This is a genomic window from Mesorhizobium sp. (assembly GCF_004962925.1).
Taxonomy (GTDB): domain Bacteria; phylum Pseudomonadota; class Alphaproteobacteria; order Rhizobiales; family Rhizobiaceae; genus Mesorhizobium.
The window spans coordinates 1-16,024 of record NZ_SUEO01000084.1 but is presented as its reverse complement, the minus strand read 5'-3'; the positions used below and the strand labels follow the sequence as shown (position 1 = coordinate 16,024).

Annotated in this window: 19 protein-coding genes; 12 read left to right on the top strand and 7 right to left on the bottom strand. The window is 60.0% G+C overall.

What is annotated here, in order from left to right:
* The 5 genes from E5W87_RS17780 to E5W87_RS17760 all read right to left on the bottom strand — a co-directional run.
* The coding region (locus E5W87_RS17780; protein ID WP_292400065.1) for an alcohol dehydrogenase catalytic domain-containing protein at nt 1-404 on the bottom strand (404 nt) is incomplete at its 3' end.
* Nucleotides 401-1,807 (bottom strand): TRAP transporter large permease, encoded by a 1,407-nt coding sequence (locus E5W87_RS17775; RefSeq protein WP_292400062.1) that lies wholly within the window; start codon nt 1,805-1,807, stop codon nt 401-403. The genes E5W87_RS17780 and E5W87_RS17775, both read right to left, overlap by 4 nt.
* Nucleotides 1,808-1,810: 3 nt before the next feature.
* Nucleotides 1,811-2,383, bottom strand: a complete 573-nt coding sequence (locus E5W87_RS17770) for a TRAP transporter small permease (protein WP_292400059.1) — start codon at nt 2,381-2,383, stop codon at nt 1,811-1,813.
* Between the two features lie 147 nt (nt 2,384-2,530).
* Nucleotides 2,531-3,457 (bottom strand): sialic acid TRAP transporter substrate-binding protein SiaP, encoded by a 927-nt coding sequence (locus tag E5W87_RS17765; protein ID WP_292400082.1) that lies wholly within the window; start codon nt 3,455-3,457, stop codon nt 2,531-2,533.
* A 170-nt stretch (nt 3,458-3,627) separates the two neighbouring features.
* Nucleotides 3,628-4,347: a FadR/GntR family transcriptional regulator gene (locus tag E5W87_RS17760; RefSeq protein ID WP_292400056.1), complete on the bottom strand. Its 720-nt coding sequence runs from the start codon at nt 4,345-4,347 to the stop codon at nt 3,628-3,630.
* A 282-nt stretch (nt 4,348-4,629) separates the two neighbouring features.
* On the opposite strand from E5W87_RS17760, the gene E5W87_RS17755 reads away from it, so the two are divergent.
* From E5W87_RS17755 to E5W87_RS17710, 10 genes are all read left to right on the top strand, one after another.
* Nucleotides 4,630-6,588 carry a DUF4396 domain-containing protein gene (locus E5W87_RS17755; RefSeq protein WP_292400053.1) on the top strand — a complete coding sequence of 653 codons (1,959 nt, stop codon included), beginning with the start codon at nt 4,630-4,632 and terminating at the stop codon, nt 6,586-6,588.
* 26 nt (nt 6,589-6,614) lie between these two features.
* A complete protein-coding gene (locus E5W87_RS17750; protein WP_292400049.1) occupies nt 6,615-7,052 on the top strand; it encodes a YqaA family protein in 438 nt (145 codons plus the stop codon).
* Between the two features lie 249 nt (nt 7,053-7,301).
* Nucleotides 7,302-7,673 (top strand): hypothetical protein, encoded by a 372-nt coding sequence (locus tag E5W87_RS17745; protein WP_292400047.1) that lies wholly within the window; start codon nt 7,302-7,304, stop codon nt 7,671-7,673.
* A gap of 102 nt (nt 7,674-7,775) precedes the next feature.
* Complete coding sequence (locus tag E5W87_RS17740; RefSeq protein WP_292400044.1) at nt 7,776-7,988, top strand: hypothetical protein; 213 nt, start codon at nt 7,776-7,778, stop codon at nt 7,986-7,988.
* Entirely contained in the window at nt 7,985-9,445 is a 1,461-nt protein-coding gene (locus E5W87_RS17735) for a TolC family protein (protein ID WP_292400042.1), read from the top strand. The genes E5W87_RS17740 and E5W87_RS17735 overlap by 4 nt, the downstream gene beginning before the upstream one ends.
* Nucleotides 9,446-9,461: 16 nt before the next feature.
* Entirely contained in the window at nt 9,462-10,820 is a 1,359-nt protein-coding gene (locus E5W87_RS17730) for a copper oxidase (RefSeq protein WP_292400039.1), read from the top strand.
* Nucleotides 10,821-10,863: 43 nt separating this feature from the next.
* Nucleotides 10,864-11,352 (top strand): cupredoxin family protein, encoded by a 489-nt coding sequence (locus E5W87_RS17725; protein ID WP_292400036.1) that lies wholly within the window; start codon nt 10,864-10,866, stop codon nt 11,350-11,352.
* Between the two features lie 23 nt (nt 11,353-11,375).
* A complete protein-coding gene (locus E5W87_RS17720; protein ID WP_292400033.1) occupies nt 11,376-11,660 on the top strand; it encodes a copper-binding protein in 285 nt (94 codons plus the stop codon).
* A gap of 313 nt (nt 11,661-11,973) precedes the next feature.
* The gene (locus tag E5W87_RS17715; protein ID WP_095485178.1) at nt 11,974-12,651 is read left to right on the top strand and encodes a response regulator transcription factor; all 678 of its coding nucleotides are present in this window, start codon (nt 11,974-11,976) and stop codon (nt 12,649-12,651) included.
* The gene (locus tag E5W87_RS17710) at nt 12,638-13,996 is read left to right on the top strand and encodes a HAMP domain-containing sensor histidine kinase (RefSeq protein WP_292400030.1); all 1,359 of its coding nucleotides are present in this window, start codon (nt 12,638-12,640) and stop codon (nt 13,994-13,996) included. The genes E5W87_RS17715 and E5W87_RS17710 overlap by 14 nt, the downstream gene beginning before the upstream one ends.
* Nucleotides 13,997-14,283: 287 nt before the next feature.
* Here E5W87_RS17710 and E5W87_RS17705 read toward each other — a convergent pair whose 3' ends face one another.
* Nucleotides 14,284-14,574, bottom strand: a complete 291-nt coding sequence (locus tag E5W87_RS17705; protein WP_292400027.1) for a hypothetical protein — start codon at nt 14,572-14,574, stop codon at nt 14,284-14,286.
* A 197-nt stretch (nt 14,575-14,771) separates the two neighbouring features.
* Here E5W87_RS17705 and E5W87_RS17700 point away from each other — a divergent pair, with 197 nt between their 5' ends.
* Nucleotides 14,772-15,026 carry a copper-binding protein gene (locus tag E5W87_RS17700; RefSeq protein ID WP_292400078.1) on the top strand — a complete coding sequence of 85 codons (255 nt, stop codon included), beginning with the start codon at nt 14,772-14,774 and terminating at the stop codon, nt 15,024-15,026.
* A gap of 66 nt (nt 15,027-15,092) precedes the next feature.
* Here the strand turns inward: E5W87_RS17700 and E5W87_RS17695 are convergent, their stop codons facing one another.
* Nucleotides 15,093-15,461, bottom strand: a complete 369-nt coding sequence (locus E5W87_RS17695) for a hypothetical protein (protein WP_292400025.1) — start codon at nt 15,459-15,461, stop codon at nt 15,093-15,095.
* A gap of 143 nt (nt 15,462-15,604) precedes the next feature.
* Here E5W87_RS17695 and E5W87_RS17690 point away from each other — a divergent pair, with 143 nt between their 5' ends.
* The gene (locus tag E5W87_RS17690; RefSeq protein WP_292400022.1) at nt 15,605-15,880 is read left to right on the top strand and encodes a BrnA antitoxin family protein; all 276 of its coding nucleotides are present in this window, start codon (nt 15,605-15,607) and stop codon (nt 15,878-15,880) included.
* Nucleotides 15,881-16,024: the final 144 nt, after the last annotated feature.

The following is a 16,024-nucleotide window of genomic DNA, read 5'->3' as shown; positions in this document are numbered from 1 at the left end:
GCGTCGAACACGCTGGCAAACCCGCCTTGCATGTGCGGCGTTTTCGACGCCGAGCCCATGAAATAGATGTTTTCGCAAAGATTGGCGCGGCCCTCCGCGCACCGCGCGCATTGTCCGCACCAGCGCGAGGGGTTGACCGCCACGCGATCACCGACGGCAAGTCCCGGCGCGTCCGCGTTGATTTCGACGATTTCACCGGCGACCTCGTGGCCAAGCACGAGCGGCGATGTGACGACAAAATCGCCGGTCCGCGCATGGCGGAAATAATGCAGGTCGGAACCGCAAATGCCGCCTGCGCCGAAGCGCACGCGCACCATTCCCGGCGCAAGCGGGCCGAGCGGGTGCTCGACGACCCGCAGATCCTCAGGGCCGAACAGCGTCGCGGCGACTGCCCTATCGATCATCGGATCAGTCCCATTTGCGTCGGCAGCCACAGCGTGATGGCGGGGATGAAGGTGATCAGGATCAGCGCGACGATCAACGGGACAAGCCAGGGCAGGATTGCCATGGTCGTGCGCTCGACCGACAGCTTGGCGACCCGCGAGAGGACGAACAGCACCATGCCGAGCGGCGGATGAAGGAGGCCAATCATCAGATTAAGCGTCATGATCAGACCGAAATGCACCGGGTTGATGCCGTATACGGCGGCCACCGGCAACAAGATGGGCACAAGAATGGTGATCGCCGCGATCGTATCGAGGAAGCAGCCAACCACCAGCATCAGGACATTCACCAGGATGAGGAAGACCCACTTGTTGTCGGTGAGGGCGAAGATGAAGGTCGAGAACAGTTGTGCCGCCTGGCTGACGGTGAGCAGCCAGGCGAATATCGAGGCGGCGGTGACGATGAAGAGCACAGAGGCAGTCGTCTCGATGGTGTCGAAGCTCGCCTTTGCGAGTGTGCGCAGCGTCATCGTGCGGTAGCGCACCAGCCCGAGGAAAAGCGACCAGATCACGGCGGCCATCGCCGCCTCGGTCGGCGTGAACCAGCCCATCGTCATCCCGCCGATCAGGATGATCGGCGTCATCAGAGCCATGACCGCGGAGAAGTCGAAATACCAGTCTGCCGCAACCAGCACCAGCAGCGCGATGCCGACCGCGACATTGATGGACAGGCCGAGCTGCACCAGCAGATAGCAGGCGAGCGGGAAGGCAGCCACCACCAGCACCTCGCCCGCCGCTTCGGCGAGCCGCCGAAGCTCGAACGGCGTATCGGAACCCCAGCCGCGCCGATAGGCGAAGATGGCGACCGTCACCATCATCAGCACGGTCATGACCACGCCGGGCAGGATGCCGGCCATGAACAGCGCGCCGATCGAGACATTCGCCATCATGCCGTAGATGACGAAGGGCAGCGAAGGTGGGAAGATCGGCCCGAGCGTCGCCGAGGCAGCGGTGACCCCGACCGCGGCGTCGATCGGATAGCCGTGGTCCTTCATCGCCTTGATCTCGATGGTGCCGATGCCGGCGGCGTCGGCGAGCGCGGTGCCCGACATACCGGAGAAGATCACCGATCCGATGATGTTGACCTGCGCCAGGCCGCCCTTCATCCAGCCGACCAGGGCAAGGGCGAAGGCATAGATGCGGCCAGTGACGCCGGCGATGTTCATGAGGTTGCCGGCGAGGATGAAGAAGGGCACGGCGAGTAGCGGAAAGCTCTCCACTCCGGCAATCATGCGCTGCGCCGCGATGATATCGGGTGCGACGCCATAGAGGACGAGGTAGAGCACCGAGGCGGCCGCCATCGACACGGCGACCGGCACGCCAATCAGCATCAGGACAAGAAAGCCTCCGACCAATAACAGCATCGCTCAGTCCCCCACCGTTTCGAACGCACCGGGGCGCTCGAGCACCGAATAGCCACGCCTATAGTTACCAATGAAGACCTGGATCGAGCGCAGAAACATCAACGCGAAGCCCGCCAGGACGGCATAGAAGAACCAGCGGCGCGGCAGGTTGATGGTGACCATGCGTTCGTGCGCCACGATCGAGACGTAGCGCCACATCAGCCAGGTTCCGTAGGCAAAGAAGACGACACGAATGACGTCGACAGCGAGTGCCAGCCAGCGGCCGACACGCTCCGGCAGGTAATGGTAGAGTACATCGACATGGATGTGGCGCGAGATGCGCACGCACATGGCGGCGCCGAGAAAGACGACGACGACCAGCGCGTTGATGGCGATCTCCTCGGTCCAGGCAAGGCTGTTGTTCAGCGCATAGCGGGTGAAGAACTGCAGGAAGACACAGACGACCATGCCCCAGAACACGGCGAGCGTGATCCAGTCCTCGATGCCATGGTGCGACAGGTCAATGTGTACCGGCACCTCCTCGAACGCGTGGGCGATCTCTTCGACGGTGATCTCGGTATGGTGTTCCTCGGCCATCGGCGCGCGGGCTCCCGAAGCTGGTGGGTTGTCAAGGATTGGAAAGGCCGTCCGGCGCAACGTGGAACCGGACGGATGGGCAGGTTAAAGCGGCGAATCCGGTTGCCGCTCTATCCCTTTGTTTGAGCATCTGATTTTCCCGACACTTTACTTGATCGCGCGGATCGCTTCCCAATCGGCCTTGTTGTAGCCGAACTCCTCGAACGTGACCTTCTCAAGCACGTTCTTCTCGAAATCGGCGCGGTCGACTTCGGTAACGGTGATGCCGCGATCCTTGAAGACCTGCACCAGCTCCTTTTCGCGCGCGACGATCTTTGCCGTGGCGCGGGCGGCCGCCTCCTGCATCACCTCGGTGAAGATCTTCTTATCCTCGTCGGAAAGCGAGGCCCAGCGCGACGCCGATATGATGGTGTTGAGGTGATCGACGATGTGGCCGGTAAGCACGATGTTTTTCTGTACCTCGTAGAATTTCTTCGCCTCGATGGTGGTCAGCGGGTTCTCCTGGGCCTCGACCGTGCCGTTCTGCAGCGCCAGGTACACCTCGGCGAAGGCTATCGGCGCGGTATTGGCGCCGCAGGCGCGCGGCATTGCGAGATAGGCCGGCACGTCGGGAACGCGCATCTTCAGGCCTTGCATGTCGGAGCATTTGGCGATCGGCCGGTTCGAGGTGGTCTGCCGCGTTCCATAGTAGGTGGTGGCGGCGATGTGGTTGCGGGTCTTGTCCTCGTAACCCATGGTCAGCGCCTTGTAGACGTCGCTCTTGGTGTATTTCAGCAGATGGTCGGCGTCGCGGAAGGTATAGGGGAAATAGGTGACGCCAATCGGCGGATATTCGCGCGCCGCAAAGCTCGACCCGGAAATGATGATATCGACCGTGCCGAGCGTCAGGCCCTGGTTTATGTCCGCTTCCTTGCCGAGCTGCGAGGCCGGATAGACGTCGACGGTGTAGCGGCCCTGAGTGCGCTTCTTAATCTCCTCCGCTGCCCACACGGACTCGGTATGGAAGGGCTCCGACGTCTCATACACGTGGGCCCATTTCAGAGCTGTCTGCGCCGAGGCCGAAGCCAAAGGCATAGCGATCGCTGCGATCGCACCGAGTAGAACTGCGTATTTTCTCAGCATTGTGTTCCTCCCTGAGGTTGGATTTTGACTGCTCCGACCGGATCTCCCCCCGGCCGACTCTAGATCTTTTAGTTGAGCGTCGGATTTTCCCAAACCTGGTTCCTACTTTGGGGTCCGATGCTCTATTCCGCGACCTCCCTGGCCACGGATTTCTCACCAAAATTGCGTGAGAATCTCAGTTGCGACTGGCGCAGGTGTTGCTGCATGGCGGCCTTCGCCCGTTCGGGCTCGCGCGCCGCGATCGCATCGCGCACCGCGCGATGCTCCTCTGCGGCGGCCCGCCAGGAGTCCCTGTTCTCGAAATAGCTCGACAGGAGTTCGAAATATGGGTTCATACGCTGGTCGAAAAGCTCGCCGATGCAGCGCACCAGGACGGCGTTTCCGAGAATACCCGCCACCATCGTATGGAACTCGCGGTCGAGCGCGATCGTCGTCTTGGTCGGGTGAGGTATGTCCTCCATCCGGCGCAGCACGTCGTCCATGTGTTCGATGTCGATCGGCCGAACATGGAGGGCGGCTTCGGCGGCGATTGCCCCTTCGATGAACTCGCGTGCCCGCAACAGCTCGAACGGGCCTTCATCCATCTCAGCCGTCAAAACGTCAGCACGCGGCCGGTCGGTGACGTAGATGCCGGAGCCTACGCGGATGCGTATGCGCCCCTCGACCTCGAGCGCAATCAGCGCTTCACGGACGGTCGGGCGGGAGATGCCAAGCTGATCGGCCAGCTCGCGCTCGGTCGGCAGGCGATCGCCAACTGCGAACTCGCCCGCGTCGATCAGCTGCCTGAGCTGATCGGCGATCTGTCGGTAAAGTCGACGCGGTTCAACGGCCTGGATCGGCATTCTTACCCAGTTCTACTTCAACAGAATCATTGGCTGATCCCGGATCGGTAAATTGGTCTGACCTATTGATCGAAAACTGCCGCGAAAAAAGCGGAGAGTCAAGCAGCAGAGAACGCCCCATGGAACCCATTCTCCGTGACTTTCTTGGAAACCAGGATCGGCAATTTGGCTGGGCGGCAACCCTTGACCTTCCAGCAACTGGAAAGCTTATCGCCTATTTTCGCCGCCAGCACCATCTCCGGGAGATTCTACGGGGACAGAAAAACCGACAGGAGTTCTGCAGTGTTCGTACAGCCCGTCGACTACTTTCTTGCAGTCTGGTTCGTTCTTGCGGGCCTCAGTACGGCTTATGTCGCGTTGGATCAGTTCCGCAACAATCCCGAACCCGTAGTGATGAAATGGGGCTTCATCCTGGTCACGCTCTATATGGGGCCGCTGGGACTGCTGATTTACGTGCTGGCCGACAAGGAACCTCGGCCGGGCGAACACGAGGCGTTCACCAAGCCGCTCTGGAAGCAGGGCGTCGGCTCGACGATCCACTGCGTCGCCGGCGACGCCACCGGCATCATCCTCGCGGCCGCAATCACCGCCGCGCTTGGGCTGCCGATGTGGATCGACCTCATCGTTGAGTATGTTGCCGGATTCGCGTTCGGCCTGTTCATCTTTCAGTCGCTGTTTATGAAATCGATGATGGGCGGCACCTATTGGGAGAATGTCCGCAAGAGCTTCATGCCGGAGTTCATCAGCATGAATTTCATGATGGCGGGCATGGCGCCGGTCATGAGCTTCCTGATGATGGGCAGCGACATGCGGGCCATGGAACCGACCGAGCTCCTGTTCTGGGGCGTGATGTCGTTCGGCGTGATCGTTGGATTCATCACTGCATATCCTGCCAACGTATGGATGGTGGTTCGTGGCCTGAAACACGGGCTGATGACCGAACGCGAGCCGGAATTCGACAAGGCGAGGGAAGGCAGGCGCGAGCACGCGCATGGCGGCGCGGAAGCCGGGGTAGCGGGGCAGCGTCATGGCAGCAATCCCGGGGCTGGCCATCATGGATCCGGCCACGGATCGACGCATGGCAATGGGGGAGGCGGGTCGCGTGGTCCGCATGGCGGTCACGGGATGGAACCGGATGCAACCGTTCCGCAACTCGCGGCCTTCGGCGGCGTGTCCGTGCTTGCGCTGGCGCTCGGCATGATCGCTCCGGCCAATTGGGTGAACCTCACCCTCAGCGCGCGAGACGTCGGCGGCGCCATCATGCCGCCGGGTATGGTCATGGACCGCGACACGCCGGCTGCAGCGATGCTGGACATGGCTGCCGTGCATCCTCGCCTGGTCACGGCCAGCCATGGCCTGGAGGTTCGCGGCGACCGGGAACTGCAAGCCAGGATGGAGAAGAACGGGGTGAAGGTGTTCGACCTTGAAACGTCGGTCATCCGCTGGGCGATCCTGCCTGACGTGAAAGTCGATGCCTATGCGATCAACGGTCAGGTTCCGGGCCCGCGGCTGCATATCCGGCAAGGCGATCGGGTGCGCATCAACGTCACGAACCGCCTGCCGGAGAGCACGACCCTGCACTGGCACGGGTTGATCCTGCCGAACGAAATGGATGGCCCGGCCGAGATCACGCAGGAGCCGATCCCGCCCGGCGGCAGCTACCGATATGAATTCACGGCGGGCCAATCGGGGACCTACTTCTATCACTCGCATGACCATGTCGATCGCCAGCAGGCGCTCGGACTCTACGGCGCGCTCATCATCGATCCTGCCAATCCCCAGGACGAGATTGCGGCAGACCACGACTATGTTATTCAGCTTCAGGAATGGCTGATGCGGGAGGGACTGACCTTTCCATCGATGCCGATGGACGGCGGGCAGCCGAATTATTTCACGATCAACGGTCGCGCCTATCCGTCAACGGACACGATCAGGATGAAGGTCGGTGAAACTCTGAAGGTTCGCTTCATCGGCACCAACAATGGGTTTATCCACCCGATGCACATCCACGGCGGTCCGTTCGAAGTTGTCGCCCGCGATGGCGAGACTATCCCAGAGTCGGCGCGTTTCCTTGCCGACACCGTCAACGTCGGACCAGGGCAACGCTACGATGTCGTCTGGCAGGCACGTCGACCCGGAAAGTGGCTGATCCACTGCCATATCGGACATCATACGACCAACAACAATGTCGAAGAGAAAGGCGGTGGCGGACTGATGGTCGTGATCGATGTGCAATCCTGAACCCCGCTCCGCAAGGCGAAGCGTAGATGGATATCTTTGCCATCTACGGCGGCCTGTTTGCTGTCGCCTTCGCCGCGGCGACCATCCTTCCGGCGCAGTCGGAGGCCGCGCTTGCAGGGCTCCTCGCCACAGATTCCTTCTCGCCCGCAATGCTGGTTCTTGTCGCCAGCATGGGCAACGTCCTGGGTTCCGCGGTGAACTGGGGTCTTGGTCGAGGGATCGAACGCTTCCGGGACAGGCCCTGGTTCCCGCTGCGTCCCGCGATGCTCAACCGCGCCACGAGCCGGTATCGTCGTTATGGAAGGTGGTCGCTCCTGTTAAGCTGGATGCCGATCATCGGCGACCCGCTGACCGTGGTCGCTGGGGTCTTGCGCGAGCCGCTATGGAGCTTTGTCGCAATCGTCGCCGTCGCGAAGGTTTCGCGGTATCTGGTCGTCGCCGGGGCGGTGCTGAGCCTGACGTAAACCGAAATCGCGGACATCGCAGCGCTGCTTTTTGCACGGGCCATAAACAGGCCATACAAAAATGTATGAAAAATGTGGTGGCACATGGCGGCTTCGAGCAATACCGTTCTTGCAACGACCTTCACTTTTGGTTGCACTGCGGCAAACTGGTCGAAGGCGGCCTTGACAAATCAGCCGAACAATTGTCGGAAGGGCGCGATGAGGACTCATGGTCGATTCACGATCCTAGGAAACATGCCGCTCCGAGCAATGCTGGCGGTCGTGTTCCTGGTCATGTCGGCTCTTCAGCCTGGTCTGTTCGCCACAGCCAATGCCACGGGTTTTCATGCCGGGGCCGATCTCCAGGCTAGGGTGGATCTCCAAGCCGAGACACCCGCACATGACATGGACGATCATGGCGCCACGGCGGCGGGCGATACGGACACGCCGCAGCATCATCACGGCGCCAAGCAATCCGCCGACAAGAGCTGTGAAGTCCATTGCGCGCCGGCAAATGCGGTGCCGGTCGACTGCCCTGACATGGAGCATGTTGTCTCCCGCTGCTTTGCGCCCGTCATTGCCGTCACTTTGCCGCTCGGCGAATACACAGCGCTCATAAGACCCCCCAAACATCTGAACTGACCCGCCCTTTCGGGGTGTTCGCGCAGCGCCGGGAATCCGTTCCCGCGCGGCCAAACGCATACGTCAAGCTTCAGGTCTATAATGAAAATCGCAAGCTCCGCGATGCTCGCATCGCTGTTAGTTGCCGGATGTGCGGCAACCACGCCGCCGCACATCCTTCCCGCCTTCAATCCGGCCGATCCCGCAATGGGCGTCCGTGATGCGCACTACCACTCGGTCATCGCCGACTATCGCCACCGCGAGCCGGTGGACCCGCAGAATTGGCGGCGTCTCAATGACGAGCTTTCTCCGACAAACAACGGAGCTGGCTCATGAGCGGCCGAATTAGAAAGCTGCTCGCGATCGGTTTGCTGCCGCTCGTGGTTGCTGGATGCACGACCACAGCGTCAGTGGATGGCATTTCCAGTCCAATGGCAGGCCTTGCCAGCATGGCCGCGCGGACCGGATCTGTGACTGGAAAGAAAACCGTTTGGGTGCAGTCCAGCGAGGAAGCGCGGACGGTGTCTCAGCGCGTGAAGGGTCTTGTCCAGAAAAAGACGATCGATCCGGACACAGCGGCGCAGGTCGCGCTGTTCAATAACAAGGGCCTGCAGGCCGCCTATGCTGAAATCGGACTGTCGGCTGCTGACGTTTGGCAGGAAACGATGCTCGTCAATCCGACGATCTCGGTCGGCATGATCGGCGTCGATCCCGTGCGGACGATTGAAGGAGCGGTAGTCGGCAATATCCTTGCACTAACGACCCGCCAGCGGCGCGTCGCAGTCGCGGATGCGCGTTTCCGCCAGGCCCAACTCCGCGCCGCCGAAGAAACGCTACGGCTGGCAGCCGACACACGGCGGGCGTGGATCAATGCTGTATCGGCCCAGGAAAGCGTCTCCTATCTAAGCCAGGCGCAAGCCGCCGCCGACGCTGCGTCCGAACTCGCTCAAAAACTGGGGGAGACCGGCGCTTTCACAAAAACCGGCCAAGCCCGCGAGCATGTCTTTTATGCCGAGATCGTGGGCCAGGCAGCGGAGGCTCGTCTCGCGGCCCGGACTGCCAAGGAAGAGCTCACCCGCCTGATGGGCCTTTGGGGACCAGATATCGATTATTCCGTTCCCAATAAGCTTCCGGCTCTGCCGAAGGGCGCTAAGGCCAAACGCGCAATCGAGGCGGAGGCACTAAAAAATCGTGTCGACCTTGAGATCGCGAAGCTTGAGCTGGAAGCGTTGGCGAAATCCTACGGCCTGACCGAGGCGACGCGCTACGTCAGCGACCTGGAACTCCTGTCTGGCGTGGAGATGGAACGCGAAGAGTCAGAGGAGGGCGGCGGAACGGAGACGAGTGTCTCGCCCACTCTGGAGCTCGAATTCGTCATTCCGATTTTCGATACCGGCAAGGCACGCATGCGCAAGGCCGAACTTGCCTACATGCAAGCCGCAAACCGGATGGCGGAAAATGCCGTCAACATCCGGTCGGAGGCCAGATCCGCCTATGACGCCTACCGTTCGACCTACGACATTGCCCGGCACTATCGGAACAATGTTGTGCCGCTGCGAACAAAGATCGAGGCGGAGTCGGTCCTCACCTACAACGGCATGATCACCAACACGTTCGAGCTGCTGGCGGACACGCGTGCGAAAATCAGCTCGATCATGCTTTCCCTCAACGCCAAGCGCAATTTCTGGCTGGCCGACGTCAATCTCGGAACCGCCATCCATGGTGGCGGTGCAAGCTCGTCCGGGGGCGGCGACGCACCGGTCGCGGCCGAAGCGGGCGCCGAAGGCCACTGAACTCAAGGAGAAGAAAATGCTTTCAAGACGTCAGTTGCTAGGCGCGGGAGCCCTGCTCGCCGGCGCCACTGCATGGACCAAAACGTCCGCGATGGGGCTGCCCGACGCTCCAATCATGGAGTCTCCTGATATGCAGCCTCCAATCTTTCCGACGAGCGGCCCGGACTACCAGCCGGTCGTGACGCTCAACGGCTGGACCCTTCCGCATCGCATGAACAACGGGGTAAAGGAGTTCCACCTGGTGGCCGAAGCGGTCGAGCGCGAAATGTCGCCCGGCATGACCGCGTATCTCTGGGGCTACAACGGTCAATCGCCCGGTCCGACGATAGAGGCGGTTGAGGGTGATCGGGTCCGCATCTTCGTGACAAACAAGCTGCCGGAGCACACGACGATCCATTGGCACGGCATGATCGTGCCCAACGGCATGGACGGCGTCGGCGGCCTCACCCAGCCGCATATCCAACCCGGCAAGACCTTCGTTTATGAGTTCGACCTCGTGAAGAGCGGCACATTCATGTACCACCCGCACGCCGACGAAATGGTGCAGATGGCCATGGGCATGATGGGCTTTTTCGTCATTCATCCCAAAGATCCGAAATTCATGCGCGTGGACCGCGATTTCGTGTTCCTGCTGAATGCCTACGATATCGAACCTGGATCCTACGTCCCGAAGGTCATGGAGATGACCGATTTCAACCTGTGGTGTTGGAATAGCCGGATTTTTCCGGGTGTTAGCCCCCTTCCAGTCGCGAAGAACGACCGGGTCAGGGTTCGAGTGGGCAACCTGACCATGACCAATCATCCGATCCACATGCATGGTTACGATTTCGAAGTGACCTGCACCGATGGCGGCTGGGTCCGCCCGGAGGCGCGGTGGCCGGAGGTGTCGATCGACATTCCGGTCGGAGCGATGCGGGCCTACGAGTTCGAAGCCAAGTACGAGGGTGACTGGGCGATCCACTGCCACAAATCGCACCACACGATGAACGCCATGGGGCACGATGTGCCGACGTTCATCGGCGTCGACAAGACAAAGGTCACCGAGAAGATCCGAAAGGTTCAGCCCGACTATATGCCGATGGGCAATCGCGGCATGGCCGACATGGGCGAAATGGAAATGCCGCTGCCCGACAACACCATCAAGATGATGGATGGCTGGGGCCAATTCGGCGCCATCGAGATGGGCTCCATGTTCTCAGTCGTGAAGGTTCGCGAGGGCCTCGCCTCGAACGATTACGCCGATCCGGGCTGGTACCAGCATCCGGAGGGAACCGTGGCTTACGAATGGAAGGGGGATGTCCCCGCTCCGATGAAATCAGGCGACGCAAAAACGATGGCCCCGGCAGCGCACGGCGGTCACGGCAAACAGGGATAAGAAAACGAAACCCCTCAATCTCAACAAAGAGAGAAAGTGCAGCATGAAACGTATAATCGCAGCGGCCGTTTTGATGGCGGTCAGTTCGGGAGCAGCTCTTGCCGGTGGAACCCATGCCGGAGGCCATGGCGACAAAGCCGCCGCAATGCCGATCGGCAACCCTGGAGAAGCTGGCAAGGCAAAGCGGACTATCAACATCTCAATGTCGGAGAAGGACGATGGAAAAATGTTGTTCCAGCCGGCGGTCCTCAAGGTGAGGAAGGGCGAGACCGTTCGCCTGAAGTTTGTCAACAAGGGCCAGGTCGACCACGAGTTCGTCATGGATGTCCATGACGGGATCATGGAGCACAAGGCGCTGATGGAGAAATTCCCCGAAATGGAACACGCCGATCCCAACGCGATCCGGCTGGCGCCCGGCGCCAGAGGCGAGATCATCTGGACGTTCGCCAATGCCGGCGAATTCGGCTTCGCCTGCCTGGTTCCGGGTCACTACGATTCCGGCATGAAAGGCGACATCAGCGTCGCCAACTGACCCCAAACGCAAAGGAAGCAATCATGACACTATTGGTAAAGACACTCTCGACACTCGCGATTGCGCTCGCCATCGGCGGGAGCGCGCTTGCGCAGGAATACGTGAAAGGCGAAGTCATCAAGGTCGACGCCAAACAGCAGAAGCTGACGATCAAGCATGGGCCGCTGACCAATCTCGACATGCCTGCGATGACGATGGTGTTCGTCGTCGCCGAGCAGGGCATGCTCGATAAGGTCAAAACGGGTCAGGCGATCGAGTTCACAGCCGACCGCGTCAACGGACGCATCACGGTCACCGGCATCAAGTGATCCGCGACCAGCGCCGCGGGTTGAAAATCAACCCGCGGTCCTGGCTTCTTTCGCAAGCGATTCGGCGCTTGTGAGGTGTTCATTAGCAAGGCGCTTTCTTGGGGACCGTACTGTCGATCCATTGCATGGAGCCTGAGACGTCTGACCCCAGTACCTGGCCGGAGGACAGGCCGCATCCCTAGTGGCACCGGGCCGAAAAACCCGCCGCCAAAACCCCACTGTGACATCGCTTCGGACGCCATCACTGGCAGAAGCAAACTGGCCAAAAGGTCATCAACGCTTGGCGCGCCAAGCCAGATGAGAGATTAGCATTATGAAAATTCTCTTAGTCGAAGACGACGAACAAATCAGCCGTTACATCGAAAATGGACTGAGCTCTTCCGGCCATGTGGTGGATGTCCTGACAGACGGGCGCGATGCTTTGCTTGTCGGACTGCGCGAACCCTATGACGTCGCCATTGTGGATCGGATGCTGCCTGGCCTCGATGGCTTGTCGCTCGTGCGGGGTCTTCGAGGCGCCGGCGGAAAGGTGCCAGTGATTTTCCTGACGGCAGTGGGCGGTGTCAACGATCGAGTTGAGGGATTGGAGGCAGGTGCGGACGATTACTTGATCAAGCCCTTTGCCTTCTCCGAACTCCTGGCTCGGGTCAATGCTCTGCAAAGGCGCCCTCCGATCACCGCCGAAAAGGCAAAGCTGAAGGTGGCTGATCTGGAACTGGATCTCTTCAGCCGCCTCGCCACCCGCGGCGGAACGACGATCGAATTGCTCCCTCGGGAGTTCGCGCTGCTTGAACTCCTGATGCGTAACGAGGGCCGCATACTGACGAAGACCATGCTCCTTGAGCGGATCTGGAACTTCAACTTCGACCCACAAAGCACCGTGGTGGAAACCCATATTAGCCGACTGCGGGCGAAGATCGACAAACCATTCGATGTTCCGCTCCTGCGTAACACACGCAATACCGGCTACACCATTCATGGCCAACGCTAGTATCGCCAGAAGTACGTCGATCCGCCTTGCCGCGTTCTACATCTCCCTGTTTCTGCTTTCGTTCCTTGGAGCCAATTTCGTCGCTTACAACATGGTCGCCGCCTATCTTTACGAGCGGCTGGATTCCAATGTGACGGAGCGGTTCCGGGAGATTTCTTTCGCCTATGACGCGAACGGTGTCGATGGTGCTGCCGCCATGATCCGAAGCCATGGCCCGGCAATCAGGGGACAGGAGACGCTTTACACACTGAAGGATTCCGACGGCGACTTCCTGGCTGGCAACATTGATATTTCCGACGTCCCGCCGGGATTTTCTACGCGCGCACCGACAAGCCACGAGGCGGCGCTCAACAACTACCGGCTCTACCGGAAGAACCTGGACGGCTACGACCTAACCGTCGGCGTAAGCTATGACGACACCGATCGCTTGCGCGGCATCGCGCTTGTCAGCTTCGGCTGGGGAACGGCGATCGTACTTGCGGGAGGGCTCGGCGCGGGCGCGGTGTTGGCCTTCCGCACACGGCGGCGTATTGCTGGACTGTCGCGCGCTATGAAAGCCGTCGGCGCTGGCGAACTCGCTACCCGCCTGCCACTCTCCTTGCGCGGCGATGACATCGACATACTGGCAGCTGAGATCAATGTCGCGCTTGCACAGCTACAGGCCAACGTCGCGGCGATGACGCAGGTAACGACGGACATCGCGCACGATCTCAAGACGCCGATCGGTCGGCTGTTTCTAACGCTTGAGGCCGCTTCCGAAAGCAAAGACCAAACGGCCATCAGATCGCTCATCGAAAAAGCTATGGGCGAAGTTTCGCATATAGCCGGCACGTTCGAGGGCTTGCTGCGCATCTCGCAAATCGAGTCCGGCGCACGCCGTTCGCGATTTGCGCAGGTGAACGTTTCGGAGTTGGTCGCCGAAATCTACGATATCTATAGCCACATCGTCGAGGACGCCGAGCGTTCGCTGGTTCTGTCCAGTGACAGCCGAAATACGGCCTCATTCATATGGGGCGATGCCGATCTGCTGAAGCAGATGTGCGTAAATCTTATCGTCAATGCAATGCGCCATACACAACGAGGAGCCCGGATTGCGATCGGTGTCACGACGCAGGCGAATCGCTGCGCAATCGTCGTCAGCGACAACGGACCGGGCATCCCGGCGGCGGAGCGGCTGAAAGTGTTCAAGCGCTTCTATCGCCTGGAAAAGAACAGGACCACCGAAGGGACAGGGCTCGGCCTCAGCTTGGTCAAGGCCATATCGGATATGCACGGCGCGACAATTTCCCTGGGCGACAACAGGCCCGGCTTAATCGTGGAAACAGAGTTCCCGCGTAAACTATGAAAGCATTTGAGAGCAGTCACATTGACAGATGGTTCAATCGCTCGAGACGAAATTACAAACATCAATGGCGCTGTCGATCTGACGAGAATTCCTTTACCCGCAGGATCGTGTAGGCGACGACCACCCCGGAGTCGGGTGGTCGCGAGTATGTTCCGTTGGTGCGGTTGCTGTGCTGTACAGGTTCGTTGTCGAAGTAGTCGAAGGGGCAAACCGGCCAGCAGTGCTGCCGGCCGGTTTGCCCTGCACTGGCTCCGTGGGAGGATGCGGAACCGCGGTGTTGATACCTGCTAACGGCCCGCCCAGCTGGCGCGCTGGCGGGGACTCATGCCCTGCCACGCTGAGGGGCTCACAGCTTCGACTTGATTGTAGGGGGAATTGGTCTTCTCGATATCGCCGTTATCGAGCACTTGGGAAGATATGTCGGAGTTGGATGCCGGTTTCGTGTTTTTGCCGGTCGATCCATGACCGTGCAAGAACCCGTCGATGCGGGGGCTTGTCGAGTTCGTGCCGCTGTTGGCGAAAGCGGCCGAGTTCATTGCCGCGAAGACAATCAGTGCATATCCGATGGTGTGTTTCATGGTTCAGTCCTTTTTTCGAAGGTGAGCGTTCGAATGCTCAGCAACATCAGGCTATCGAGTTGAATTCACGGGCACCTTCCCTCGGATTTACATTTTTGTGATTCTCATGCGTGGCGGGAGCTAAAGTCACAATCGGGAAGATCAGCTTTGAAACGTCACATGTTGAACGGCTGTCGCAGTTTCTGTTGCGCCGATGCATGGCCACCCAAAGAGGCTCCAGGCAAAGAGCGCGCGTTCAAGCAGATCTGAAAGGCGAAGTCGTCAAAGTCGACGCCAAGCAGAAAAAGCTGACGATCAAACATGAGCCGCTGACGAATCTCGACATGCCCGCGATGACGATGGTGTTCGTCGTCGCGGAGGATGGCATGATCGAGAAGGTCAAAGCGGGCCAAGCAATCGAGTTTGCAGCCGACCGCGTCAACGGGCACATCACGGTCACCGATATTAAGTAATCCACGACTGGCGCCGCGGTTGCAAATCAACCCCCGGCCGCCGTCCGATCAGGCAAAAAACGCGCGTCACGACGAAGGGGCGGCGCAGAATGCTATCCAGAGATTCTCTTTCCAATCGTCAGGTGCGGAACGGCTCAGAGGCATCTCGATCAGGTATCGTCGCGCGCCCACGCTCACATATGCGGGATAATTGCAGCGAACGTGTGCATGATGCCTGCCGGTGTCTTCGTACCTGATGGTGCCGTTCGCATCTGTTTCGACTAAGCCAATAGCGACGTCGAAGTCATAGTCCCCATCTCGCGAGACGCTATTGTTCAGGATGCTGAGCTGGACTGAGGTGGCATCTGGAAAACTGGCGGTGTAAAAGACCAGTTGCTCCGCCGCCATCGAGGGCGTAGCCACCAACACGCCGGCAAACAACGCAATGGCGCGCATTTCCTCCTCCCGAGGATCCAGGGCGAGACTATCACCTCTCGCGTCAATATTCTAATTACTGTTCAGGGCAGTGGACCGAGGCATTCAGATGCGCGTTGCGTTGCATGTCTCCTCCCATCCGGTATCTCCAGTCAGGACTATCAATGGCAAATCCTCCGCGCCGACCGACAAATCCAATGGCTGCCGCCGAAGCAGCCTTCAAGCCAGTCAAGAAGCCGGCCCCACCGGTTCGCGAAACCGCAGCTGCTCCAAGTGTCAGAGAGCTTGTTTCAATCAGGATTGATCGAGCTGTCCTGGATTATTTCCAGGGGGACGGACCCGGCTGGCAGGACCGTATTAACGATGCTTTGCGGGCCATGGTCGAGAAGCGGAAGACCGTTCAGACGACATCACCTGACGGAAATGTGAGCGCCTGGTGATCTGTCTTGGCGGCATGTGGGGATGCACCATGCTGGCGGCCACATCATCGCCGGCGGGCAAGCTCGCGATAAAACGCCTCCGGCGTAACGGCGATCTCCGACGCGACATGATGCCAGCGTCCCTTGGGCGGCAAGACGCCGCCG

Excerpts from the sequence above, each read along its gene's own strand:
- E5W87_RS17775 (WP_292400062.1), bottom strand. The coding sequence starts at position 1,807 with ATGCTGTTATTGGTCGGAGGCTTTCTTGTCCTGATGCTGATTGGCGTG.
- E5W87_RS17770 (WP_292400059.1), bottom strand. The coding sequence starts at position 2,383 with ATGGCCGAGGAACACCATACCGAGATCACCGTCGAAGAGATCGCCCAC.
- E5W87_RS17765 (WP_292400082.1), bottom strand. The coding sequence starts at position 3,457 with ATGCCTTTGGCTTCGGCCTCGGCGCAGACAGCTCTGAAATGGGCCCAC.
- E5W87_RS17760 (WP_292400056.1), bottom strand. The coding sequence starts at position 4,347 with ATGCCGATCCAGGCCGTTGAACCGCGTCGACTTTACCGACAGATCGCC.
- E5W87_RS17750 (WP_292400049.1), top strand. The coding sequence starts at position 6,615 with ATGGATATCTTTGCCATCTACGGCGGCCTGTTTGCTGTCGCCTTCGCC.
- E5W87_RS17745 (WP_292400047.1), top strand. The coding sequence starts at position 7,302 with ATGCTGGCGGTCGTGTTCCTGGTCATGTCGGCTCTTCAGCCTGGTCTG.
- E5W87_RS17740 (WP_292400044.1), top strand. The coding sequence starts at position 7,776 with ATGCTCGCATCGCTGTTAGTTGCCGGATGTGCGGCAACCACGCCGCCG.
- E5W87_RS17735 (WP_292400042.1), top strand. The coding sequence starts at position 7,985 with ATGAGCGGCCGAATTAGAAAGCTGCTCGCGATCGGTTTGCTGCCGCTC.
- E5W87_RS17730 (WP_292400039.1), top strand. The coding sequence starts at position 9,462 with ATGCTTTCAAGACGTCAGTTGCTAGGCGCGGGAGCCCTGCTCGCCGGC.
- E5W87_RS17725 (WP_292400036.1), top strand. The coding sequence starts at position 10,864 with ATGAAACGTATAATCGCAGCGGCCGTTTTGATGGCGGTCAGTTCGGGA.
- E5W87_RS17720 (WP_292400033.1), top strand. The coding sequence starts at position 11,376 with ATGACACTATTGGTAAAGACACTCTCGACACTCGCGATTGCGCTCGCC.
- E5W87_RS17715 (WP_095485178.1), top strand. The coding sequence starts at position 11,974 with ATGAAAATTCTCTTAGTCGAAGACGACGAACAAATCAGCCGTTACATC.
- E5W87_RS17710 (WP_292400030.1), top strand. The coding sequence starts at position 12,638 with ATGGCCAACGCTAGTATCGCCAGAAGTACGTCGATCCGCCTTGCCGCG.
- E5W87_RS17705 (WP_292400027.1), bottom strand. The coding sequence starts at position 14,574 with ATGAAACACACCATCGGATATGCACTGATTGTCTTCGCGGCAATGAAC.
- E5W87_RS17700 (WP_292400078.1), top strand. The coding sequence starts at position 14,772 with ATGGCCACCCAAAGAGGCTCCAGGCAAAGAGCGCGCGTTCAAGCAGAT.
- E5W87_RS17695 (WP_292400025.1), bottom strand. The coding sequence starts at position 15,461 with ATGCGCGCCATTGCGTTGTTTGCCGGCGTGTTGGTGGCTACGCCCTCG.
- E5W87_RS17690 (WP_292400022.1), top strand. The coding sequence starts at position 15,605 with ATGGCAAATCCTCCGCGCCGACCGACAAATCCAATGGCTGCCGCCGAA.